General features: G+C 38.3%; 23 protein-coding genes and 2 tRNA genes. 16 read left to right on the forward strand and 9 right to left on the reverse strand.

Annotated elements, in window-relative coordinates; genetic code table 11:
* Positions 1 to 54: 54 nt before the first annotated feature.
* The 5 genes from C4F49_RS15300 (at position 55) to C4F49_RS15320 (ending at position 3,940) form a co-directional block, all read left to right on the forward strand.
* Positions 55 to 924, forward strand: coding sequence for a hypothetical protein (locus tag C4F49_RS15300; protein ID WP_196936710.1), 870 nt, complete (start codon positions 55 to 57; stop codon positions 922 to 924).
* Positions 925 to 1,201: 277 nt separating this feature from the next.
* The gene (locus C4F49_RS15305; RefSeq protein WP_196936711.1) at positions 1,202 to 1,357 is read left to right on the forward strand and encodes a hypothetical protein; all 156 of its coding nucleotides are present in this window, start codon (positions 1,202 to 1,204) and stop codon (positions 1,355 to 1,357) included.
* Between the two features lie 160 nt (positions 1,358 to 1,517).
* Positions 1,518 to 2,039 carry an ADP-ribosyltransferase-containing protein gene (locus tag C4F49_RS15310; protein ID WP_196936712.1) on the forward strand — a complete coding sequence of 174 codons (522 nt, stop codon included), beginning with the start codon at positions 1,518 to 1,520 and terminating at the stop codon, positions 2,037 to 2,039.
* Between the two features lie 50 nt (positions 2,040 to 2,089).
* Entirely contained in the window at positions 2,090 to 2,272 is a 183-nt protein-coding gene (locus C4F49_RS15315; protein WP_196936713.1) for a hypothetical protein, read from the forward strand.
* A 57-nt stretch (positions 2,273 to 2,329) separates the two neighbouring features.
* On the forward strand, positions 2,330 to 3,940 hold the full coding sequence (locus C4F49_RS15320) for a recombinase family protein (RefSeq protein ID WP_196936714.1): 1,611 nt from the start codon (positions 2,330 to 2,332) through the stop codon (positions 3,938 to 3,940).
* Here the strand turns inward: C4F49_RS15320 and C4F49_RS15325 are convergent.
* The 3 genes from C4F49_RS15325 to C4F49_RS15335 form a co-directional block, all read right to left on the reverse strand.
* Positions 3,906 to 3,990 (reverse strand) — tRNA-Leu (locus tag C4F49_RS15325). The genes C4F49_RS15320 and C4F49_RS15325 overlap by 35 nt on opposite strands.
* A 10-nt stretch (positions 3,991 to 4,000) precedes the next feature.
* Positions 4,001 to 4,073, reverse strand: a tRNA-Gly gene (locus C4F49_RS15330).
* Positions 4,074 to 4,138: 65 nt separating this feature from the next.
* Positions 4,139 to 4,627, reverse strand: a complete 489-nt coding sequence (locus C4F49_RS15335) for a regulatory protein RecX (protein WP_196936715.1) — start codon at positions 4,625 to 4,627, stop codon at positions 4,139 to 4,141.
* Positions 4,628 to 4,696: 69 nt separating this feature from the next.
* Here C4F49_RS15335 and C4F49_RS15340 point away from each other — a divergent pair, with 69 nt between their 5' ends.
* The 3 genes from C4F49_RS15340 to C4F49_RS15350 are packed head-to-tail and all read left to right on the forward strand — an operon-like array spanning position 4,697 to position 8,352.
* On the forward strand, positions 4,697 to 7,135 hold the full coding sequence (locus C4F49_RS15340) for a bifunctional UDP-N-acetylmuramoyl-tripeptide:D-alanyl-D-alanine ligase/alanine racemase (protein WP_196936716.1): 2,439 nt from the start codon (positions 4,697 to 4,699) through the stop codon (positions 7,133 to 7,135).
* A gap of 12 nt (positions 7,136 to 7,147) precedes the next feature.
* Entirely contained in the window at positions 7,148 to 7,744 is a 597-nt protein-coding gene (locus C4F49_RS15345; protein WP_196936717.1) for a DUF502 domain-containing protein, read from the forward strand.
* Positions 7,745 to 7,749: 5 nt separating this feature from the next.
* Positions 7,750 to 8,352, forward strand: a complete 603-nt coding sequence (locus C4F49_RS15350; RefSeq protein WP_196936718.1) for a LytS family sensor histidine kinase — start codon at positions 7,750 to 7,752, stop codon at positions 8,350 to 8,352.
* A gap of 3 nt (positions 8,353 to 8,355) precedes the next feature.
* Here the strand turns inward: C4F49_RS15350 and ppk1 are convergent, their stop codons facing one another.
* The 3 genes from ppk1 to C4F49_RS15365 form a co-directional block, all read right to left on the reverse strand.
* A complete protein-coding gene (ppk1, locus tag C4F49_RS15355) occupies positions 8,356 to 10,431 on the reverse strand; it encodes a polyphosphate kinase 1 (protein ID WP_196936719.1) in 2,076 nt (691 codons plus the stop codon).
* Positions 10,432 to 10,531: 100 nt separating this feature from the next.
* Complete coding sequence (locus C4F49_RS15360) at positions 10,532 to 10,912, reverse strand: hypothetical protein (RefSeq protein ID WP_196936720.1); 381 nt, start codon at positions 10,910 to 10,912, stop codon at positions 10,532 to 10,534.
* A complete protein-coding gene (locus C4F49_RS15365; RefSeq protein WP_196936721.1) occupies positions 10,912 to 11,490 on the reverse strand; it encodes a DJ-1/PfpI family protein in 579 nt (192 codons plus the stop codon). The genes C4F49_RS15360 and C4F49_RS15365 overlap by 1 nt, the downstream gene beginning before the upstream one ends.
* Positions 11,491 to 11,774: 284 nt before the next feature.
* Here C4F49_RS15365 and C4F49_RS15370 point away from each other — a divergent pair, with 284 nt between their 5' ends.
* The gene (locus C4F49_RS15370) at positions 11,775 to 12,383 is read left to right on the forward strand and encodes an RNA polymerase sigma factor (RefSeq protein WP_196936722.1); all 609 of its coding nucleotides are present in this window, start codon (positions 11,775 to 11,777) and stop codon (positions 12,381 to 12,383) included.
* Between the two features lie 13 nt (positions 12,384 to 12,396).
* Positions 12,397 to 13,731 carry an outer membrane beta-barrel protein gene (locus C4F49_RS15375; RefSeq protein ID WP_196936723.1) on the forward strand — a complete coding sequence of 445 codons (1,335 nt, stop codon included), beginning with the start codon at positions 12,397 to 12,399 and terminating at the stop codon, positions 13,729 to 13,731.
* A 50-nt stretch (positions 13,732 to 13,781) separates the two neighbouring features.
* On the opposite strand, the gene C4F49_RS15380 is transcribed toward C4F49_RS15375, so the two are convergent.
* Both C4F49_RS15380 and C4F49_RS15385 read right to left on the reverse strand, forming a co-directional pair.
* A complete protein-coding gene (locus tag C4F49_RS15380) occupies positions 13,782 to 14,393 on the reverse strand; it encodes an HAD family hydrolase (protein ID WP_196936724.1) in 612 nt (203 codons plus the stop codon).
* A 27-nt stretch (positions 14,394 to 14,420) separates the two neighbouring features.
* Positions 14,421 to 15,617: a proline dehydrogenase family protein gene (locus tag C4F49_RS15385; protein ID WP_196937291.1), complete on the reverse strand. Its 1,197-nt coding sequence runs from the start codon at positions 15,615 to 15,617 to the stop codon at positions 14,421 to 14,423.
* A gap of 90 nt (positions 15,618 to 15,707) precedes the next feature.
* Here C4F49_RS15385 and C4F49_RS15390 point away from each other — a divergent pair, with 90 nt between their 5' ends.
* The 5 genes from C4F49_RS15390 (at position 15,708) to C4F49_RS15410 (ending at position 23,219) form a co-directional block, all read left to right on the forward strand.
* Entirely contained in the window at positions 15,708 to 15,914 is a 207-nt protein-coding gene (locus C4F49_RS15390; protein WP_196936725.1) for an RNA-binding S4 domain-containing protein, read from the forward strand.
* Positions 15,915 to 15,949: 35 nt separating this feature from the next.
* Positions 15,950 to 17,011, forward strand: coding sequence for a 3-dehydroquinate synthase (aroB, locus tag C4F49_RS15395; RefSeq protein ID WP_196936726.1), 1,062 nt, complete (start codon positions 15,950 to 15,952; stop codon positions 17,009 to 17,011).
* A gap of 3 nt (positions 17,012 to 17,014) precedes the next feature.
* On the forward strand, positions 17,015 to 17,764 hold the full coding sequence (locus C4F49_RS15400) for a ThuA domain-containing protein (protein ID WP_196936727.1): 750 nt from the start codon (positions 17,015 to 17,017) through the stop codon (positions 17,762 to 17,764).
* Positions 17,765 to 18,224: 460 nt separating this feature from the next.
* Entirely contained in the window at positions 18,225 to 21,485 is a 3,261-nt protein-coding gene (locus C4F49_RS15405) for a SusC/RagA family TonB-linked outer membrane protein (protein ID WP_196936728.1), read from the forward strand.
* Between the two features lie 33 nt (positions 21,486 to 21,518).
* A complete protein-coding gene (locus tag C4F49_RS15410) occupies positions 21,519 to 23,219 on the forward strand; it encodes a RagB/SusD family nutrient uptake outer membrane protein (RefSeq protein WP_196936729.1) in 1,701 nt (566 codons plus the stop codon).
* 71 nt (positions 23,220 to 23,290) lie between these two features.
* Here C4F49_RS15410 and C4F49_RS15415 read toward each other — a convergent pair whose 3' ends face one another.
* Entirely contained in the window at positions 23,291 to 23,587 is a 297-nt protein-coding gene (locus tag C4F49_RS15415) for a putative quinol monooxygenase (protein WP_196936730.1), read from the reverse strand.
* A 100-nt stretch (positions 23,588 to 23,687) separates the two neighbouring features.
* Between C4F49_RS15415 and C4F49_RS15420 the strand changes: the two genes are divergently transcribed.
* Entirely contained in the window at positions 23,688 to 24,584 is an 897-nt protein-coding gene (locus C4F49_RS15420) for a LysR family transcriptional regulator (RefSeq protein ID WP_196936731.1), read from the forward strand.
* The last annotated feature ends 57 nt before the right edge of the window (positions 24,585 to 24,641 follow it).

A 24,641-nucleotide genomic window follows, 5' to 3' on the forward strand; every position in this document is an offset into this window, starting at 1 on the left:
AGGGACAGATGACACTTTTTTAAACACAATTTTTAATCCCAAAATCGAATAACTATGAATGAGAACAATCTTGAATATTTAAAGAAAACGCTTGATGGACTGGGCTTCGGTTCAAAGCTTAATGATGTACTGGAAAATGCGATCAGGCGTGAAATGCCTGCATTTAGTCTTGGTATTAGTAGCGAACGCAGACCTTTGGATACAAAGGATATTAACGCAACTCGTACCGATCACCTTGCTTTTACGATCAACTTCAATCGCTCGAAAGAAAGTGACATGTATTTTCTGAACAATTATGATGTTACGTTAAGGAAAGCAAATAACCCTGTTGCCGTCTCACAGACCTTTGATCTGGCGAGAGATCATCGTATAACAGCTTTACAGGCGCATAAACTCTTGTCAGGACTCGCCTTAGAAAAAGAGGTTCCGCTACGTCCAAGAGATGAAAACCAGCAACAAGGTAAACAACCCGAGAAAATGAGTGTGTGGTTTAAACTCAACCTCGATGTGACGGATGCGTATGGCAACCATCCACTACGAACTTTTCGTCCGGAATATGGTTACGATGTTGCTAGTGCATTAGGTAAATACCCTATAAAAGGTTTGGATACACCTGAAAAGATGCAACAAGCGATAAATACACTAAAAAATGGAAACTATCTGCATGCTGATCTATTGATCGGTAAAAAAAACTTACCCGTTTCTATTGTAGCAAATCCACAGATGAAGACTATTGATATTTTCGATAAAAATAGGACTGAGGTGCGTGATGAAACAATTTTTCCTGAAAGAACTGCAAAAGAGAAAGCAGATGCGAGTCAAGCTGTAGCAACTTCTACTAATCTAAAAGCTGGACAGCAGAAAGAGCCCCTACCTTGGGAGCAGGCTCCTGAGCAACAGCAGGCGCCGAAGAGATCGAGATAAGATTTCCTTGTCCCTGTAGAATTTCGGCACTTCCCACGCATGATGTACCACGCTAAAGCTGGGTACATCTATGCTGTGGAATGACCTTAGTCTTTATTTCGCACATGAGGAGTTGAAACACACCATTACTTCATTGACCTCCAACTTCCGTGCATTCGAACACCTCGTTTGAATTCACAACGCTGAGGATGACAATACATCAGCGGAAAAATAACTTTTTTATAACAATCATATGAAAAAAATATTTCAACGGATCGACCGGATCAGGGGATCTGGTATGGCAACACTGAACCTAGAAGCTTCATCACCTTACTGTCACTTAAACGGCAAGCGTTTTCCTGTAGATAGCATCGGTCAGCCTGGGATTAAATGTCGGGTTACGCTATTGATAGATGGGATGCTCGTAGATTTCACGATTGAAGAAATGCTCTGATTCTATTACTTCCAAGTAGTTTAAATAGACAGAATAAGGGTATTCACTCTCATATCTATTATGAAGGAATAAAAATTTAAAACGGGCATACTCGTGGTCAATTACCCTACAGGCGATCACTTAGAGTTCGTTTTTAATGAATTATCTAATCTGGAATATTATGGATGCGAATACCAGACCAAAAATTAATCCCACCATGATATTCTATCATGGTACACATGCCTTTTTTGAACGCTTTGAAGATTCTTTTAGAGGAAGCAATACCGCTTGGGATAATACTGTACACGGCTTTTTCTTTGCGGATAAAAGAGAAAATGCACTATTGTTTGGTGATACGATTATCACCGCAAATCTTGAAGTGAAAAATCCGCTAGACTTGAGGTTACATTCCATTTTTAACGATGAAAGTCAGGCATCCATAATCTGGAATATGCTTACCTGTGAGAAGATTGATAACAATACCGCATTGAAGCTTATTAAAGATGAGATTAGTCTTGGAGAAATACATGATATGTACGGTAGCCTGCATAGTATAGGAGCACATGAAATGATGCTTGAAGCGGGATATGATGGTATTATATCAGATCTGGGAGATGAACAGATAGAATATGTTGTCTTTCAAGCAATGCAAATTACATTGCTTTCTATAGATCGTGAAAAGTTTAGGGGTTATACGAGATAGTCAAATTAATGTGATTTTTATATAATGTAGCCATTTTTTATACGAGAATAATGAAACATAGGATGGAGAAGCATGATGCGCGAAAAAATGATATTACAATAGAAGAAGTGAAATCGCTTCCAACTTTTGCCGATTTTTCTGATGAACAGGCATTAGAGGTCGTCCGTACCGTTAAAATCTTTGTCGAAATTGCACTTGATTATTACAAAAAAGAACAATCTAATCTTGATTAAAGATCTTTTTTAGTATTTTAGAATATAATTAGTTATAACATTTCTAATACTTATTTTATGTCAGACTCACTTGTTTTTGAAAGTTTTGCTAAAGGTAAAAAAGCGCCCAAATCGATAAAAAGTTCTAAAGAGTGTGTTATATATACGCGTGTTAGTAGTCAGCAACAAGCTGATAATTTAAGTCTAGCAACCCAACTAAAATCTTGTACATTGTATGCTGAGAAGATGGGTTATAATATTGTAAATACTTTTGGCGGTACATACGAAAGCGCAGAAAATGATGAACGAAAGCAGTTTACATCCATGATTTCGTTTGTAAAAAAATACAAAGGAAAAATTTCTTATATCTTGGTGTATAGTTTAGAACGTTTCTCTCGCAACGATAATTCGATATGGCTCACAAATGAATTGAGAAAACTAGGGATAGAGATCGTATCCGTAACTCAACCGATTGATACTTCTAATGCATCTGGACAGATGCAACAGAAAATGCTTTTTCTATTTGGTGAGTTTGATAACCAACTTCGTAAACAAAAATGTACGGCAGGAATAAAAGAAATGCTTCTCAAAGGAGATTGGCCAACAAAACCGCCGGTTGGTTACGATGTAACTAGATTAAATGGAAAAAGAAAAATAGTTGTAAATGAAGTAGGACGCTTAATTCGACAGGTATTTCAGTGGAAAGCAAATGAAAATTTAACAGGAGAAGTTATTAGACATCGGCTTGCTGAGAAGGGCTTTAAGATTGGGCGTATGCAGATATCTAGAGTGTTACACAATCCTTTTTACTGTGGTCTGATAGTACACAATATGTTGGAAGGACGAGTGGTGGAAGGGAATCACGAGCAACTTATTTCTAAAGAAGTCTTTCTTCGTGTGAATGGATTGATGAAAGATAATGCACATGGTTATACCATCAATGAAGAGAATGTAGCTATCCCATTGAAACGTTTTGTTTGTTGCGGCCATTGTGGAATGCCTTTAAGAGGCTATGTTGTGAAAAGGAAAAAAATACATTACTACAAATGCAATACTAAAGCCTGTAACAACAATAAGAATGCAAAAGATCTCAATGATATGTTTGCAAGAATACTTGAAGTTTTTAAAATAGAAGAAGCAAAGGATATAATAAAATTGATTAAAACACAGACCATTGCTTTATTCAATCAACTCACCGCTAATAAGCAGGATGATTATAAGCTTTTACAAAAGGAGTATTCGGATCTTGAAAAAAAGATAATTAGGTTGGAAGAACGCTATATAGAGGAAGAGATTAATAAAGAATTGTATAACAAATATCGAACTCGTTATGTAAAGGAAAAAGAGGAAATACAGGATAAGTTGACTAAGCTGTCGCGACAAGTGTCGAACCTCGAAAAAAGTATAGCCTTCACCATAAAATTCGCGCTTGAATTGCCTTTAAAGTGGGTTTCGGCAGACTACAATACCAAGCAACGTATACAATTTCTGCTGTTCCCTAAAGGATTGAGTTATAGTAAGAAAACTAATGAATGTCGAACCGAGAGAATAAATTTAGTGTTTTTGTATATCGCTTATTTTCAGCAGATTATATCAAATAAAAAAAGAGGAATTCCAGAATTAGGACTGGATTTTTCCTCTTTTTCACGTTGGGTACCTAGGGCGGGAATCGAACCCGCACTCCCTTAACGGGAACAGGATTTTAAGTCCTGCGTGTCTACCAGTTCCACCACCTAGGCAAGTGATTTGAGCGAAAGACGAGATTCGAACTCGCGACCCCAACCTTGGCAAGGTTGTGCTCTACCAACTGAGCTACTTTCGCTTGTAGTGCTGCAAATATAGCGGAAAAATCGAATTCAACGAAAATTTTCTCAACTTTTTTGACCGCTAATCTACTGCGTTGTTATTCAGGATTTCCCATACTAAATTGCTTTCAAATCCTCTGCTTAATGCGTATTGTGCCAGCTTATTTTTCCGCTTGAAGGGATCAGATTCGACCAAACTGTTATTTTTCTTTGTTAGAATTGCCGATAGGGTCTCATAATATTCATTCAAATCAATTTCTTTTAAAGCCAACTTGATCAATGGGGAAGACACCTGTTTAAATTTCAACCCTTGAACAATTTTAAGCTTTCCCCATTTTTTGATTTTAAATTTTCCGCTGACATAGGCTTTTGCAAAGCGTTCTTCATTCAGAAAATTATTTTCAATCAGTTCCGAAATAATCTGTTCGACTTCGTTTGGATAGAGGCCGTATTCATACAGTTTGCTTCGAACTTCCTGCTGTGCACGCTCTTGGTATGCACAATAGCTTTCCAACTTCAAGCGTGCTTGATTGGGCGTCAATTTAACTTTCCTCGATTTCCCTTCATCCATAAGACAAATGTGTAAAAAATGTGGAGAATAGTGAAAAAATGATGAAATTCGTTGAGAGAAATCAAGGCTATGTATACAATTGAAGAGGTAAGTGAAATCATTAGGGCAGATCAGGAAATCATTGTTGATCCTGGGGTTGTCATAAAAGATCTTATTTATGATAGCCGTAAAATTCTGCAAGCGAATAACAGCTTGTTTTTCGCATTCAAAGGCATCCGTGATGGGCACCTATTTATAAAAGATGCCTATGCAAAAGGAATTAAAAACTTTGTGATTTCTAATCAGCATTTGAATATTCTTACGTACCCGGATGCGAATTTTTTGATTGTTTCAGATGTTCTTTTGGCAATTCAGGATTTGGCTGCTTACCATCGCAAAACATTTAAACATACCGTTACCGGTATTACAGGGAGCAATGGCAAGACAGTTGTCAAGGAATGGCTCGGACAATTGTTGTCGGATAAGTTTAATGTGTATCAAAGTCCAAAAAGCTACAATTCGCAATTGGGCGTTGCACTATCTTTATGGAATTTATCCAATGAATATGATTTAGCCTTAATTGAAGCGGGAATTAGCCAGGAAGGAGAAATGGATGCGTTGGAAAAAATGATTCGGCCAGAAGTAGGGATTTTTACCAGCATTGGACAGGCGCACGCAAGTGGGTTTTCTTCTAAAGAGCGAAAGATTCAAGAGAAAATGTCTTTGTTTGCGCATTCAGATAAGCTTATTTATCCTTCGGAAAATATTTCTTCCCATTTCGTTCCGTACAATGCGGTAAGTTTTTCTTGGGGCCTGAATAAAAGTGATACTCTTCAAGTTTTAGAAATCGACCATTCGAAAATCGACAAAACTCTGCTTCGTTTTAGATACGAGGAGAATGTATATCAATTGTTAATTCCATTTGCTGATCGTGCATCGGTAGAAAACTGCTTGACTTGTGTGTCTACCTTGTTATCTTTTGGCTACTCATTTGAGCAGATCCAATCGAAGATCATTACGCTGAAGCCTGTGGAGATGCGTTTGCAATTGAAGCAAGGAAAAAATAACACATCTATTATTGATGATAGTTATTCCAATGATTTAGCATCGCTTCAGATTGGCCTTGAGTTTTTGAATCAACAGCAACAGCATGCTAAGAAGACTTTAATTCTTTCGGAAATGGAAGGGTTGAAAGATAGCCAGAAAATGCAGGATAAATTGTTAAAATTGCTTCATCAGCAAAATCTATCGATGTTGATTTTTGTTGGAGATCGTCAATTGATTAATCCTGAAAGTTTAAGTTATTCGTTTCTTCAGTACAATGATACCAAATCTTTAGTTGCTGACCTGCCAAAATTGGCTTTCGCTAATGAAAGCATATTAATTAAAGGGAGCAGGCAGTTTCATTTGGAAGATTTAAGCAAACATTTGGTTGCCAAATCACATGAGACGAAGTTAGAAATCAACTTAAAAGCATTGGAGCATAACCTGCAAGTTTACCGAAAACTATTGCCAAAGGACGTGAAATTAATGGCGATGGTCAAAGCATTTTCATATGGAAGCGGTGGAGTGGAAGTTGCGAATACCTTGCAGTTTAATCATGTGGATTATTTGACCGTCGCATTTGCCGATGAAGGTGTCGAGTTGCGCACTGCCGGCATTAAAACCCCGATTATGGTGATGAGTCCGGATGAAAGCACATTCGAAACATTGCTAACTTATGAATTGGAACCCGAGATTTACAGTTTTTCAATTTTGGAATCCTTTATCGATTTTCTAGTTGCCAAAGGACGCAAAGCATTTCCGATTCATATTAAAGTCGATACAGGCATGCATCGTTTGGGTTTTTTGGCTGAAGAAGTTAAACCCTTGCTTGTTTTGCTTAAAAAATCAAAGGAAATCCGCGTAAAATCTGTGTTTTCGCATCTTGCGGCAGCTGGTGAAGATAGCGAACGGATTTTCAGCAAAATGCAAATAGAAAGTTTAACGACATTTGCTAATACGCTGGAAAAAGCTTTAGGCTATTCACTGCTGAAGCATATTGCTAATACGGCGGCAATAGTAAAATGGCCGGAAGCAAATTTGGATATGGTTCGATTAGGAATCGGTATGTATGGCATCGATACGACGCATTCTAATTTAGGATTGGAGCAAGTCAATACATTGAAAACGACGGTTACACAATTAAAAGAATTGGATGAATCCGAAACAGTGGGTTACGACAGAAGAGGGAAATTATTTCGTCCAAGTCGAATAGCGACTGTTAAAATTGGCTATGCTGATGGATACGACCGACGTTTTGGTAACGGTGTCGGAAAAATGAAAATTGCGGGTCAGGAAGTTTCTACGATTGGCAATATCTGCATGGACATGACGATGCTGGATGTGACGGATATACAGGTCAGCGAAGGCGATGAGGTGCTTGTTTATCCAGATATTAGCAAGGCTGCAAGTTCGATAGGGACGATTCCATACGAATTGTTGGTAACTATTTCGTCTCGAGTGAAAAGGATATATTATTATGAGTAATTTTGTACGTTTATGATAAAGAAAGTATTTCAGAAGTTTCTGTACTATTTGATTAAAGGTGCATTGGTTGTCATTCCGGTAGGGGGTGCAATCTTTTTAATTGTCTGGCTGGTTGCATCCCTAGACAATGCATTAAATCTTACGCAACATTTTTTAATCGATGACAGCGGTCATCCGCTATATATTCCTGGAATAGGTATTCTGACCGTTCTCATCTTTTTGGTAATCATTGGAATTATCTTTACCAATTTGGTAACCGATCCTATTAAGAATTGGCTGAATCGAACGATTAATAAAATTCCGCTATTCAATACGCTTTATTCTTCCATCAAAGATTTTACGGCGGCTTTTGTTGGCGATGCCAAAAAATTCAATGAACCGGTTTTGGTGGAAGTGAATGAGACGGGTATGAAGAAAATCGGATTTCTGACGCAGCGCGATTTACAAAAAATTGGATTGGTCAATGAAGTCGTTGTTTATTTTCCTTATTCTTACTCGTTTGCGGGACAGGTCGTTATTGTGAAAGTTGAACGCGTTACCAAATTAAATATGTCGGCTACAGATGCGATGAAACTTGTCGTTTCAGGCGGAGTTAGCGGACTTGAATAAGATACATGTCCTCATTTTTAGATCGAATTTTTGGAAGTAAATTAGAGGTTGATTTGGCGAAGATTGAGTCGGATGCTTTGCTATCCTTTCAGCAATGTCAGTTTGATTCTAACTTGATTCAATTGTTTTTTTCTGTCGAAAGAAAAGAGGCGAATACCCAGCAATATCTCGAATTTCAAAAATCTATTGCATTTCTAAAAGAGAATGAGCCGATTGATATTCGGCAGGAAATCGAAATTTTAAAGAATTACATCCTTCTGTATCAGGGACTTCAAGAAATTGACTTTTACATTCAGTATAAGGAAAAGCTAGAAGATTCTGCGGTGAAGCTACCTCCGCTTACTTTATTGCCAATTATCCAAAATGCCATCATCCATGGCTATTCGTCGATGGAGAAATACCCGATTAAAGTTAGTCTGCTGGTCTATGCAAATGCGGTGCAGCTTGAAGTCAGCAATCGCGTGAACCATTATCTAGAAAGTCAGGAAAATACAGTGATTATCAGTCGCTACAAAAATCGATTGGTACAGCATTTCCCCGATCGTTTCTCGTTGCTTTTTAATAGCAACAGCAATACATTCAAAGGAACGTTGAACTTAAGGTTCTAAGAACTAACTCGCTTCGTCTTTCACTTTTGATTTTAAGAAATGGTACAGCTCGATTTGGGAACGGCATTTTTCGTCACCGTTCTTCACATAATTGTTTTCCAGTTCATTATCTAAAATTCGCGCTTTTACATTGTCTTTCAACTGGATATGGAGCATTTCCAATAATTCAGATTTTATTTTTTTATTTGTGATCGCAACAGCCGCTTCAATTCGGTAATCCAAATTCCGAGTCATCCAATCTGCAGAAGAAATATACATCAATTCCTTGCCAGAGGCGTAAAAGTAAAATACGCGAGCATGCTCTAAGTATTCATCAACAATACTGATGGCATTGATCGGTTCGATGAATTTCTTTTGATTTGTTGCGCAATAGATGCTTCGGACAATCATGTCAATCTTGACACCAGCTTCGGCGGCTTCATAAATCTTTTTGATCAGCGTTCGGTCGCTAAATGAATTGACTTTGATAATAATTCTTGCGGGCTTTCCAGCCAATGCTTCTGCAATTTCATAATCGATATGATCGAGCAAAGCCAATCGCATATCTGTTGGACAGACCATTAAGGTGTTGCAATTGCGCAATGAAATCGATAAATCCAGTTTTGGAGTTTGTAATGCCCTAAAAATTTTATTGATGTCTGCCATAACTGAGCGATTACTTGTCATTAAACAATAATCGCCATACAATTTAGCTGTCTTTTCGTTCATATTTCCGGTGCTGACAAAACCGTATTGTACAGTTTTATTGGCAACTCGTTTTTTGATAATACAAAGCTTGGCATGTACTTTTTTATTTGGTATTCCAATCAATACTTTGACGCCTTCCATCTCGAAACGGTCTTTCCATTCCAGATTCTGTTCTTCATCAAAACGAGCTCTTAATTCGAGCATCACGGTTACATCTTTTCCATTGCGAACGGCATTGACCAACGCATTCGCAATCTTCGAGTTCGAAGCCAGCCTATAAGCCGTGAGTTGAATCGACTTCACGTCGGGGTCCATTGCCGCTTCGCGCAATAAATCGATTACGGGATGAAAGTTATGATAAGGAAAAGAGAGAAGCACATCCTTTTTAATAATGACATCCGTTACGCGCTGTTTGCCATCAAATTCAGGATGGTAAAAGGAAGTCCGTTCGATGGTTTGTTTATAGAGCTTGAATACATTTGGGAAATCCATAAAATGCCTAAAATTGTGGATTTTTTGCCCCGGGATTATGCTGTCTTTTTTGGAAAGGTTTAATTTTTTAATCAGAAATTCCAATAATTTATCGTCCATTTCCTGATCGAATACAAATCGAGTGGTTTTGCCTTTTCTGCGGTTTTTAATTCCCTTTTCAATCTTTTCGACTAACGACGTATTGATGTCATTGTCCAAATCGAATTCTGCATCCTTTGTAATTTTGAATGAATTGGCTTTGAATTCATTAAATCCAAAGTAAGAAAAGATGTAAGGCAGATTGAATTTAATCACATCTTCCAATAAGATAACATGCTTTTCACCTTTAGGAGAAGGTAAAATAACAAACCTGCTCGATTGGTTTGTAGGAACTTCTATGATGGCAAATTTAGTTTCATATTGCCATTTTTTCTTGCGCATCGCAATGCCTAAATACAGACTTTTGTCGCGCAGATAAGGCATTGGCTTATTGTCTACCAACAGCAATGGAATCACGCTGGATTCGACTTCATCTTCATAATAGGTTTGCACAAATTGCTGTTGCTGTTCGCTTAGCTCTTCAGCAGTTTTAATGAAGACCTTTTGTTTGGCCATTTCCTTTTGGACCTGAAGCCATGTTTTATCAAACTTCTTTTGTTGCTTGATCACAAGCTCATTGATTTCATCCAAAATCAACTGTGGACTTTCGAAAAAGATATCTTTGGCTTCTTTTTCATTGACTTCCAAAGCTCGTTTTAAACCTGCGACGCGAACTCTAAAAAATTCATCTAAATTATTGGAAAATATACCCAAAAACTTAATGCGCATTGGCAAAGGAACATTATCGTCTGCAGCCTCCTGCAAGACACGTCCATTAAAACTCAGCCAACTAATATCTCTAGGAATAAATTTTTTAGTCATTGGAAATTGAAAATTTTACCAAAAATAGCCTTACAATGTAAACTCTGTGTTAAGAAATGGTTTTATAAAGTCAATAACTAAGATTGCATGTCTCGCAATCTTAGTTATTTGCACCTCGTCTTTTGATGATGCTTATTGCATCGTATTGATTTAAATCATAATGTGGGGCTTCCAATTGCAATTCCGTCGCATAAGGCTTATTCTTATCGAAGAAATAAATTGTCGTGCTGCTACCGTAATCATTTGTCGGAAATAAATCTGCGCAAGCATCATATCTTGCGTTGGCAATATCACCAACCGTCACGGCATAAATGCGGACGATTCCACCTTTATTTTGTTCATTCCGAACAAATGCGACTTCTTCAAAATCCCCCGGAACAGAACTAATTGATTTTTGCGTGAATGCATCAATAGTAAAATAACCAATCAATAAAATCAATGGAATCGCAATCCACCAAAAACGTTTGTTTTTTTTCTGCATTATAGCGTAATCTGAATGCCTAATAATTTGTAAAATTCTTTTAAAATCGCTTGGTGTCCTGGCCAAGCAGGGGAAGTTACTAAATTACCATCAACAACCGCTTGGTCTGCAGGAATATTTTTCCATGTGCCTCCCGCCAATTCGATGTCAGGTCCAACAGCAACATAAGCAGTCAGTGTTCTACCTTCGAGTACGCGAGCCGTGGTCAGCACCTGAATACCATGGCAAATCGCAGCTACGGGCTTGTTTTTCTGGAAAAAGTGTTTTGTGATATCGATGACCTGCTTGTTGAGACGAATGTATTCCGCAGAACGTCCGCCAGCGATGTATAAACCATCATAATCTTCGGGATTGACGGAGTCAAAATCCTTATTGATTGCAAAATTGTGACCGCGAAGTTCTTTGTAGGTTTGGTCGCCTGTAAAATCATGAACAGCTGTAGGCACTACATCGCCACTTTTTCTGTCTGGAGCAATCGCATCTACTTCGATGCCTATCGCACCCATCGCTTGAAACGGAACCATTGCTTCATAATCTTCTACGTAATCTCCAACAATTAATAATACTTTCTTTGCCATGTCTAATTTTATTAAGTTATAATTTAATAACGATTATCCTGAATACATGTTTTGCAACAGCGTATATTTTTCTAAAAATAAATATAGCTGTCTCCATAATGCATTCCGACAGGAGAGTTTCGGCTTTAATGAAAAGAATATTTGCTTTCTGCTGTAGCGGAATGATTGGACATTTCGTTTATGCTGATGTACATGGATATAACAGTTTGTAAAGGGGAGACGCTGTACTTTTTCAATAGTTAAATAAAAATAATTAACTTGTTAAACGAACAGTTGTCTGCGAAGTGAGAATCATTCATAAATATGTAAAGAGTAAGGAACCATTGACTTTGAGAGAGGCTTTGGATGCTTGCGTTGTGAATAATTCTGAACGGGGCAAAGCCTACATTTATAAGCGATATTATGGTTATCTGATGGCAATTACATTGCGTTATGTGAAGCATGAAATGGAAGCTGAAGAAATAACAAACGAAAGTTTTGTTAAGGTTTTTAGAAAATTGGAAGCATTCAGCCAGCACGAGGAGGATGCTGTCTTAGAAAAAACATTCAAATCCTGGATGGCAAGAATCGCTGTCAATACCTCGATCGACGTGTTACGGGTTCGCAAAAACAACACAATGCTGGAAGATGTCAGTGAACAAGTTCTTTTGCAACATGCCACGGTGGATTCTTCAAAAATGGAAGTTCAGGATATTCTGAACCTATTGCACCAACTTCCAGATTTGCAAAAATCCATTTTCAATTTATATGAAATTGAAGGCTATTCGCATGATGAGATCGGTGAGATGCTGAGTATTCCGGAAAGTACATCAAGGACATACCTAACCCGAGCTAAACAAAAGCTAAGGAAGTTATATACAGAACAATTTATTACGCATAATTTAAATTTTTAATCTCGGTCATCTGATGGAAGATAAAAATAAAAGAGATAGTATAGATGAAATGATCGATTTGCTGAAAGCAGCAGACGAGGTTCCCTATCGCGAAGGCGCTTGGGAAAAGTTTCAGAAGACCTATCCAACAGCTAAAAAGAATCACTCACTTGCCTACTGGTCTGCTGTAGCGGCTTTGCTATTGCTTTTCGGTTTGGGCTATGTTTATCAAAAAAATAGACTGCCACAAGAAACTAATTTGATCACGCAAACGCAAACAGATAGTGAAAATGAAGTAAATCCAAATGTTGAAAATAATGTTGCTGTCACACCCGAATCTAATCAACTGAGTCCTATGACTGCTGCTGATGAAACAGAGCATATATCAAGCTTGGAATCGAGTCCGTCTAGACCAGCAACAGTAAATAATCAGTTGATTCCTTTAGAAAGAGAAGAATTTTCAGCATTGGCATTGAACACTAAACCAACTTATACCTTGAATTTGGCTGATCAAGGGTACTATCGCACAACTGTGTCGCGTAAAAATCAAGATATTGCACTAAAATCGGATGTAGTGACTCCTGAGCATTTGGCGCATAACAACTTTATGACGCAAGTCGAATTTAATGAGGTAGACAATCGTCCAACGACAAAGAAATTTATGCTATCCAATCGATTTGAGTTAGGAGCTTTTGTTTCTCCAGCGTCAACAGAAAATAGGGTTAAAGTTGGAGGTGGTTTAATCGTCGCTTATAATTTGTCCAATAAATTGAGTTTTCGGACGGGTATTGCCTACAACGAATACGAAGTTGGTATTCTTCAAGATCCTACACAATCGTCAAGTACAGAAATTGTTCCTGCAAGCAATGTTCAAGGGCGTTCTTCATCGTATAGTTTGGTAGGCACGAATAATGCAGTAGCGGCATCGAGTTACGTTGTGTTGCCCAATGTAAGTGCTATTACAGGAAAAGTCCAATCCTTGGATATTCCATTTGAATTGACGTATAAAGTGGCGAAGAATTTCTATGCAACAGGCGGAGTATCTTATGCGCCTATTTTGAACCAACAGCGTTATGCTCATTACATCGATAATGTAAACACAACCACGTTTACTGATGGCCTTCCAACCAATCAAGCTGAAGTTGAATCGGCTGTTAAAGCGGTCACTAAAACGACAGAATCGAGCGAAGAAAACGTGAGCACGAATGGCTTTGGTGGATTTGTTAACTTCTCTGTAGGCCGTAAAGTTGGATTGAACAAGAAGTTTTCGGTCTCTGTGGAACCTTTCGTAAAATTACCTGTCGGAAATTTCCGGTCTCCTGAAATGAATTATACAAATGGGGGAATAAAAATAATCACTAATTTCTAGCCGAAATTAGTGATTAGTATATGCTGTTAAGCGAAAGTTTTGTTTGCGTTTTATAGCTGATCAATACGAACCCAAGACATTCCTGCGCTGATCGCGCCTTGAACCCCAGGATCTCCATCTTCGAACACTATACATTGTTCAGGTTTCAATCCCAAATGCGCTGCTGCGAGCAAGAAGGGTTGAGCTGAGGGTTTTCCTTCGGGAGTATCGCCCGCACAAACCATCGTTTCGTATCTTCCTTTAACGTCGATTACTTCCAAAGTGATGGATAGCGTCGAGCGTGTTCCGCCAGATACAACCGCGATCCGCTTTTTATCTTGATTCTCTTTTAAATGGTTGACAACAAAGTCAATGGGTTGAGTTGATTGAATAAAACGTTCAATAAAGATTGCTGACTTACGTTTTGCGAAAACCTCGAAATCAAATGTTTTGTTATACCGTTCAGCGATTTCTTTTGCTACCGCAATGGTTGGCCATCCTGCAGTTTCATCGATTAGATCGGTGTCCAATTCAATGCCATATTCAGCTGCAGTAGCAGCATATGCGGCTTTGTGAGAATGCATATTGTCTGCCAAAGTTCCATCGACATCATATAACAAACCTTCAAATCCTTCGGATAGTTCCTGTAACTTATTAAATTTTAGTGTTGATTCTGGACTCATGCTTTTTTGTTAGGCAAAGAAGGGGTTTTATTTCTTTGCGGCTTTTCTTCGTTTTTTCTCTTTGATGATTAGTCCCAGTTCACGTCCGGTCTGTCCACCTACAGATGTATTTTCTTGAGCTCTTCTGAACAAGTAAGGCATCACAGCTTTCACGGGTCCATAAGGCATGTATTTCCCTACATTGTATCCAGCGGCAGCTAAATTGAAACTCAAATTATCTGACATGCCCAATAATTGCGCAAAGAAAATATTCTTGTTCTCAGGGCTGATTTGACGTTTTTGCATTTCATGAACAAGCAAATTGCTGCTCTCTTCGTTATGCGTTCCCGCCATAAACCCAATTTTATCTGCGTGATCTAAACAGAACCGAATGGAATCATCATATTCTTTATCTGTCGCTTCTTTTGTCGGATTGATTGGAGAAGGATAACCCATTTCTTTCGCGCGTTCGCGCTCAATCTCCATGTATGCGCCGCGAACGATTTTCGCACCAATATGAAATCCCTGTAATTCTGCGAATGCGAAATCAGCTTTTAACGAAGCTAATTTATCATGACGGTACAGTTGGTAGGTGTTATAAACCAATGGTTTTTCTTTGTTGTACTTCTGCATCATATCGCGAGCTATATCGTCGATTGAGTCTTGAACCCAAGAATGTTCTGCATCGATAAGCACGCGTATATCAGCTTCGTAGCTAGCTTTACATATAGCGTCAATTCTTGTCAATACCCGGTCGAATTCTGCTTGTTCGTCCGAAGTCAAAGGCTTGTCTTCGTTTACTTTTGTGAATAAATCGAAACGTCCTAACCCGGTTGGCTTAAATACCGAAAAAGAAATATGCGGATTTGTTTTGGCGAAATCAATTGCTCGAAGTAGCTCTTGAAAAGTTTCATCGAAACTTTGTTCTGTTTCTTCGCCCTCCACGGAATAATCCAAAATCGTAGTCACATTTCCTACCGCAAGCTCGTCAATTGATTTGCGGCAATCTTCGATGCTTTCGCCTCCACAGAATTGTTTGTAGATCGTGTTTTTAATAATTCCCTGAATTGGAAGCCCGATATTGAGTGAGAATGTTGTAATTGGCGTGCCGATTTTTATTAAGGCATTACTGGCAACCATTTTAAATAACCAATACGCTTTTTCTAAATCCTTGTTGCTTTTGTGTTGAAAAGCGATTTCTGTATTATCGAAATTCACCTGAGTGTTTTTGTTAGGCACTTCCATATATCTTATTTGCTGCGCAAAAGTAGATAAATAATTTTTCACTTGAAAAAATGAATGCATGAATTAACAAGAATTAAAGTAATTTTGGACATGCAAACGTTTACATTAGAAGGTGAGTACATCCAGTTAATCCAATTGATGAAGGTAATGAATTGGGTAGAACATGGCGGAATGGCTCAACGCATGGTTGAGGAAGGCCTTGTTCGCTATAATGGCGAGGTCGATTTCCGCAAAAGACTAAAAGTTCGCCGCGGCGATGTTGTTGATTTCGAAGGCAACTCCGTCAAAATCGTTTAAAAAAAAGCATTATCTTTATACCTTTAACACAAACTATGCAAACTTTAGAAAGTTTAGGATATCAAGTCATTTTTGATAACAACTTATCAACTTTACCTTCATTTATTTTAGAAAGAAACTATTCCCAAATTTTAGTTTTGGTGGATCGCAATACCAATGACCATTGTTTGCCAAAATTACAAGCTGCTTTTGGAGACATCACGGACTACGACATTATTGAAGTTGATCCTGGCGAAGAGAACAAGAACATTGATTTTTGTATCGGCGTATGGAAAACCATGCTGGATTTTGGCGTCGACCGCAAAGCCTTGATGATCAATCTTGGCGGTGGCGTGGTGACGGATATGGGCGGTTTTGCAGCATCGACTTTTAAGAGAGGCATAGATTTTATACATATTCCTACAACTTTATTAGCACAAGTTGACGCTTCCGTTGGCGGAAAGACAGGCATTGACATGGATAATGTCAAAAATATTATTGGGACATTTACACAGCCGCAGGCTGTATTTATCAGCAATCAGTTTTTAGAAACTTTAGATGAACGCCAATTGCTTTCCGGCTTCGCCGAAGTAATTAAACACGGCTTAATCTATGATAAAAACTTATTTGATTACAGCAAGTCCATATTTTTAGATGCTATTCCTAATGATTTAGTAATCCGTTCTGTAAAAATCAAAAATGAAATTATTCTTCAAGATCCAACTGAAAAGGGCTTGCGGAAAATTTTGAACTTCGGCCATACAATCGGGCATGCTGTCGAGGGATTTTCGCTATTGCATGATAGCAATCCTTTGTTGCATGGTGAAGCAATCGCTATCGGAATGATTTGCGAAGCTTATCTGTCGAACAAGCTAAATAATCTTTCGGACATGGAATTGGAAGAGATTGTAGCTACGTTTACCAATCGATATCCTTTCTATGCTATCCATGAACAAGCTGACGCTGAATTATTGGCCTTGATGCGAAACGATAAGAAAAACGAAGGCAACAAGCTTGGTTTTGCGTTGTTAAATACCATCGGGAAGTGCGATGAACAGTTTTTTGTTGATGAGGAATTAATTGTCGAAAGCTTAAATTATTATCGAAATTTAAAGTAAACCATGATGAGAAAATTTGTTTTATGGAGCATACTGTGCTTAAGTTTTATTTTTGTGAACCTCACGTTTGCTCAAGAAAAACAAATTCATAAGGTTCTTATTTTTACAAAAACAGCTGGCTTCAGGCATGAAAGCATTCCCAAAGGAACGGAAGTGCTTTCCAAATTGCTGAAAGATAATTCGTTTCAAGTAGAACATACGGAAGAGTCTTCTGTATTTACTCCAGAGAAATTAAACCAATTCTCTTGTGTCATCTTTCTTAATACGACTGGTGATATTCTGGACGCTTCTCAAAAAAATGCCTTTGAGCAATACATTCAAGCAGGACATGGTTTTGTTGGCATTCATGCGGCTTCGGACACCGAATATTCTTGGCCTTGGTACGGACAATTGGTAGGCGGCTATTTTATGTCGCATCCTGCTGTTCAGGAAGCTAAGATTGACGTGGTAAATCATAAACATCCGGCAACACAGCACCTGCAGAAAGTCTGGATGCATAAAGACGAATGGTACGATTTTAAAGATGTCCAGAAAGATAAATTGACCCTATTGATGTTGCTCGATGAGACTAGCTACAAAGGAGGGAAGATGGGAAAATTTCATCCCATTTCTTGGTTTCATCAATTTGATGGTGGACGATCTTTCTACACTGGCTTAGGCCACACGAATGAATCTTATGATTCCCCTGCGTTTCAGCAACACGTTTTAGGAGGAATCCTTTGGGCGATGGGCTTAAAAGAAGTGAAAAAATAAAAAGAAAAACTCGTTTTTTTGAATCCCTTTAGGTATAACTAGAGGGATTTTTTATTGTTATGTTTTTTTTTGAGTTCAAGCCTGATACGATATCAATTAGCGCGTCTAATTTGAGAGCTTCCGGTGCTACCAACGGATTGAGATACTTTGTAATATACTTTTGTTACAATTCGATAGAATGATGATAAAAAAGCAAAAAAAAATGTCGAAAACTGAATAACTCTTGATAAATCAAATTGACTATTATTATTTATTTTTTTAATCATTAATTAAGTTTATGAATTTTTGCTATTCAATTAACCATGTGGAAAAATTTTATAATTACAGATCGAAATACCCATCGTAAGAAAATTTGTAATTAATATTTCTGGTAGTAGATTTAATAAATAAATCTATTATGCCTATGAAACACAACTAATTAATCCAACTACAATCAAATCGTAAACTAAAATTATAAACTATGAAAAAGCATTTACTTAGTTTAGGCTCACCGCCTAAAATCACTTTTGCGTGCAAGATACTTTTTTTGATCTTGTTTTTAGTTCTGTCTAACGCAAATATAAATCTCTATGCGAATCCGCATTTAGCTAAGAAAAACCTGAGCAACCTTAACAACTATCAAACGAAGGTTCTTGGGAAAGTGTTAGATTCAGAAACAAATTCTGGTATTGCCGGAGCAACAATCACTGTTGTCGGAAAGTCGATAAGCACACAAACCAATTCCGACGGGAGTTTCGAAATCAATGCGGCAATTAATGATAGGATTCTCGTCAATTACGTCGGCTATGCGAGCCAGCAGTTGACAATTTCTTCATTGAGTCAACAAGTCACAATTGTTCTGACTAGAGATATTAGCTCGTTGGAAGAAGTGGTCGTGACGGGATATGGAACACAACGTGTTAAAGATCTAACAGGTTCGGTGGCCGTAGTCAATGTCGATGAATTAAAAACTGTTCCATCTGCTAGCGCAATAGAAGCGTTACAAGGGAGAGCGACTGGTGTTCAGGTCGTAACTGATGGTGCTCCAGGAGCAACACCATCCATCAAAATTCGTGGATTTAGTACAATTAACAACAATGAACCATTGTATGTTATCGACGGTGTACCTTTTGAAGGAAAATTGAGTTGGCTCAACCAGAATGATATTGAAAGCATGCAAGTGTTGAAAGATGCTTCAGCAGCTTCAATTTACGGTGCTAGGGCGAATAATGGAGTTGTAATTATCACTACGAAGGCTGGAAAAAGGGGGAATGCTGTGATCAACTTTTCCGGATACTATGGACTCCAAACGCCAAAATACAATACATTTCCTAAAATGCTTTCCCCTCAACAAATATTGGATATCAATAATGAACTAACAGGTGAAAGCGAAACACTTCCCGAATACTTGATCGCTGGCGAGAAAGTTGGGCATGATATCACTGAAGCGGATGTGAATATGGATTTGTATAATTATGATGCAACGAGCCGTGAAACATTCTATCAAATTACGAAGGCAAATCAAGCAGGAACAGATTGGTTTCGGGAAATCTCTCAAGTTGCGCCTACTCAAAGCTATCAGTTGTCTGCAAGCGGAGGAAATGACAATTCAAAATATTCTATTGCTGGAGGTTACTTAAATCAAACGGGTAGCTTGATTTACACCGGATTTGAGCGATTTAATGTTCGGGCAAATACAGAATTCTCTGCGTTTAACAACAAACTGCGATTTGGAGAAAATCTGCAATATAGTTTTCAGGAAGGTTTTGGAATGGGGGTAAATACGAATGTGGCGGGAGATTATATTGGCGAAGGAAGTGTGATGGGATTTGCTTACCGTATTCAAAATATTATTCCGGTTTATGATGAAGGAGGAAATTTTGCAGGAAGCTATGGAGGATATGGCAATGGACAAAATCCAGTCGCCATGTCGTATCGGTCAAAAGACAATAAAAACAGAAGCAATTTCTTCTTTGGTAATGCATTTGCTGAGTTTGATCCGATTAAAGGATTGACTTTTCGCAGCAATTTCGGGTTGAAATACGAAACATATAACGGAGTGAGCTATACGTATCCGAATCCTGAATTTTCCGAAGGAAATTTTAACACGGGTATGAGCGAATATTTCGGTTTTTCCAATGAATGGACCTGGACGAACACGTTAAGCTATAAAAAGATTTTTTCCGAAAAACATAATTTGTCCATCATGGCAGGAACAGAGGCCATAAGAGGCAATCAGCGTGATATTTCGGGAAATCGAACTGATTATTTTACCATGAGTTCTTTAGATTACCTTTACTTAAATGCGGGAACCGGTAGTATCGGAAATACCGGAAGTGGAGCAGTCTGGTCAATGTACTCTCTATTTGCTAAAGCAGATTATTCGTTCATGGATCGCTATGTACTGAGCGGAACTATCCGTCGCGATGGATCTTCGAATTTCAGCGAGGATAATCTTTTCGGAACATTTCCCGGAATATCTGGAGCTTGGCGTATTTCGGAGGAAGAATTCGCTAACGATTTAAGCTGGCTGAAAGACCTAAAGGTGCGTGCTGGATACGGAATAACAGGTAATCAACGAATTTCAGGTTTTGAATATGTGAATCGATATGAATCGGCGATAAACTCGTCCTCGTATCCAATCGGTGGGGCTGTTCAAACCGGCGTTTGGCAAAATGCTTACGGAAATCCCGATCTAAAATGGGAACAGGTAGCATCGTTAAATCTGGGTTTGGATTTCACAATCTTTAATGGTGACTTCGACGGAAGTTTTGATTGGTACGATAAAAATACAACAGACATGTTGTATCGTCTTCCTTTGCCTTCAGCGGCTGTGGGTGGAGCTTCGTCGCCAATCATGAACGTGGGAAATATGAACAATAGAGGATTTGAACTTTCATTGGGATATCACTATGGCCACAGGCAAGAGAAACCGTTTAAGTTTGATCTTAGTGCCAATATTTCAAGAAATGTAAACAAGATCAAGGCATTGGATCCAACGGTTACCCAAGATGTATACGGCGATTTTAGAAGTATGCAAACTTCGATTTTGACCGTTGGAGAGCCATTTGGTGCATTCTATGGATACAATGTCATCGGTATTTATCAAAATGCTGACGAACTAGCCAATTTGCCGACTTACACTGGTGCTCGCGTGGGCGGACTAAAATTTGAAGATGTCAAACAAGATGGAGTTATTAACACAGAAGATCGAACCATTATAGGAAGTCCACATCCAGATTTTGTGTATTCATTGAATTTCAATGCGAAATATAAAGATTTTGATTTATTGCTCTATTTCTACGGATCTCAAGGGAACGATATTTTTGAGGCGACGCGCTATTTTACAGATTTCAGTGTATTTGACGGGCAGAAAAGCGCTCGCTTATTGGATGCTTGGAGCGATGAGAACACGGGAAGTTTAATTCCAGCACCCGTTATCGATGGACCAGACTTTGAATATGAATCTTCAAGTTATTATGTGCAAGACGGCAGTTTTCTAAAACTTAAGAATCTACAAATAGGCTATAATTTACCTACTCAACGGTTATTTAAAGCAGAAAATAGCATAAAGAATTTGCGAGTTTACTTTGGTGTTACCAATGTGTTAACGTTCACTAAGTATACAGGAAATGATCCTGAAGTTACCGCTACCCCGTCGGAATATCCGGCTTTGGGTGTAGATTTTGGAACCTATCCTCAGGCTAGGCAATATCTATTGGGATTCAGCTTGGGGTTTTAGCAATCATTCATTCATAATTTAAATTATAACGCAATGAAAAAATTAAACATACTGGCATCAATTATCACATTCATTTGCCTTGCGTCATGCAGCAAAGATTTTTTGATGCTAAACCCGCAAGGTCAGTTGAGCGCAGATCAATTGGCTAATGCTGAGGGGATTGAAGGTAACTTAATAGCCGCGTATGGTATTATGAACGGTAATGTAAATGGTACATGGGGTAATTATGCCAGCGCGCCAAGTCAATGGGTATTTGGAGAAATGGCGTCGGACAACGCGCATAAGGGAACCGAGCCAACTGACCAGCCCAACATGAACAACATTGAAGCTTATACAAATATCAGTACCGACGACAACATCGCAACCATGTGGCGCGTGTATTATGAAGGCGTTCTACGTTGCAATAGCACACTAAGGCTGTTAGCGGCAGATCAAGCAGGACCTAAAGAAGTTACAGCGGAAAGAGCTTCGCAAATTCAGGGAGAGGCTCGGATGCTGCGAGCACATTATTACTTTTACTTATGGCGAGTATTTCGAAATATTCCTTACGTAGATGAAAATACTAGCACGGAAGATGCGAAAATCACACCTAACAATACTGATGTTGTGCCTATGATTATAGCCGATCTTGAATTTGCAATAGAGAATTTGCCTGCCGATAAGATCAATGGAGAAGCTGGGCGGATGGATTCCAATATCGCCAAAGCATATTTGGGAAAAGTATTTCTATATCAAAAGCAATACAGCGAAGCGCTAACATTGTTCAATGAGGTTATGGCGGGTAAGGACATTGTAAGCATGCCTTTTGAGAATAATTTTGATGTGCTGAACGAAGATGGGCCGGAAGCACTATTGGTCTCGAAGCATGCAATTAACTCAAACGGATCAGGAGATAATGCCAATGTAGGAGATATGCTTTCTGGTTTATATGGAACTTCTCCGGTAGGCTGTTGTGGGTTTTATCAGCCAACCATCGAACTAGTCAATGCATTTAAAGTTGGCGCTGATGGTCTTCCGTTCTTAGACGGATCTTACAAAACAAACCCCTATATTTCTGATATCGGAGCTGGTGCAAATTATATTCTAGACAGCACGTTGCACTTTGATCCACGGTTAGATTATACGGTCGGTCGGAGAGGAGTAATGTATTTAGATTACGGCGTCATGCCTGGGAACGACTGGATCCGAGATGCTGCTTATGGAGGGCCATTTGTTGGAATGAAAACCATGATCCCTCAAGGTTTGTTCGGCGCTCATGCAGCTGCTGGCGAAAATTATTTAACAGGTTTAGACGTTAATATTATCCGATTGGCAGATGTTATTTTAATGGCAGCAGAATGCGAAATCGAATTGAATAATCTGGAACGGGCTCGAACCCTAGTTAATCAGATTCGAACCCGCGCATCGAATTTGGCGCCAAAATTGACCGCATACGGCAATCCGGCAGCAAATTATAGCATTTCCAATTATGCAACATTTCCAAGTCAAGAGTACGCAAGAAATGCTGTTCGATTTGAAAGACGATTAGAGTTAGCGATGGAGGGACACCGCTTTTATGATTTAGTAAGATGGGGTATTGCTAAAACAACTTTAGAGGCTTATTCGCAGTTCGAAGGACAATATTTAGATTCCTATGATGATTTGATATTTAATTCCCACAACGAGTATCAACCTATTCCACAGGAAGAAATAGACAAAAGCAATGGTTTTTTAGAGCAAAATACAGGATATTGATTTTTGTTTTCATTTTAGATTTGGTTTTCAAGCGCCATGGATTCGTGGCGCTTGTTTTTGCTTACAGGATATTAATCAAGCAACTCCGTCAATAATATCACAGGCTTCTCTTGCAATTTATGGGCAGTTTGTTCCGCTAATGCCAAAATATAAGGCTGGTTATTATGATAATCTAATGCTTCTTTGTCTTTCCAGATTTCATAGAATGTAAATAAGTCTTTGTCATCAATTCCTTGATGCAAATCATATCGTTCACATCCTTCTTCTTGACGAGTTTCAATGACTAAGTTCTGAAGGATTTGTTTTATTTCTTCGCGGTGTTGCGATTTAGCTTTGATTAGTGCGGTTAAGTATATTTTGTTTGACATTTTCGTTTTTAGTTTAATTGTTAAGCTATGTAAAAATGGGACTTAATTCTGTATTATTGAAATTATATAATTCATACTTTTGTATCTAATAAATAATAGCATGGTTAATCTAGAATGGTATAGAACATTTAAGGCAATTTATAAAGAAGGCACGCTGACCGGAGCGGCAGAGACTTTGTTTATCTCGCAGCCCGGTGTTAGTCTGCATTTAAGTTCCTTGGAATCCTATGTGGGTTATAAGCTTTTCGATCGAACGGGACGAAAAATGATTCCAACCGAAAGAGGAAAAGTGTTGTTTAATGCATTGAATGAACCTCTAAACAAATTAGAAGATATTGAAAAGAATTTTCAGAAATCAACTGAAAAACATACGCCTACGATTAGTGTAGGCATGTGTTTCGAAACCTTCCAGATGACTTTGGAACAATATGTCTCAACCTTGCCATTCAATCTGATTATCTGTTTCGGGGAATATCCCGAAATGCTGGATCAGCTGAACAAAGGAATTCTTGATTTGATTATTACTCCTAAAAAAGGGATTTCTCCGACGATCATCCATGAAAGTTTTTCGTCCGAAAATATTGTGCTGGTGGGAGGAAAGGACATTGATGCGAAAGCATTTAAGGCTGTCTTAAAGCAAAAAGACAAAGAGGCGACACAGCTTTGGCTAAAAGAACAGAAATGGTATGGAACTGCTGGCGATATGGAACATTTATTCCAATTCTGGATTACTAATTTTCAGGAGAAGCCAGATTTCAGGCCAAATTACATCGTGCCTAATTTAAATTCGATTGTTCGCTGCTTAAGTGCTGGAACTGGATTAGCTGTAATTCCCGATTTTTTATGTCAAAAAGAAATTAACAACGGTCAGATTCAATTGATTTGGGAAGGAGACAAGAAATTAACCAACACCTTATACTTTGGAACTCGAAAAAATACAATGCACCAGATGGAAATTAACCACATTAAAGATCTTTTTCGAAAGGTGATGACTTAAGTGTTTTTAATTTTCAAAGATAAATTATACCTATTGATTAAATAAAATTTATGGTAT

The sequence above is a fragment of the Sphingobacterium hungaricum genome (assembly GCF_015210005.1).
GTDB classification, from domain to species: Bacteria; Bacteroidota; Bacteroidia; order Sphingobacteriales; family Sphingobacteriaceae; genus Sphingobacterium; species Sphingobacterium hungaricum.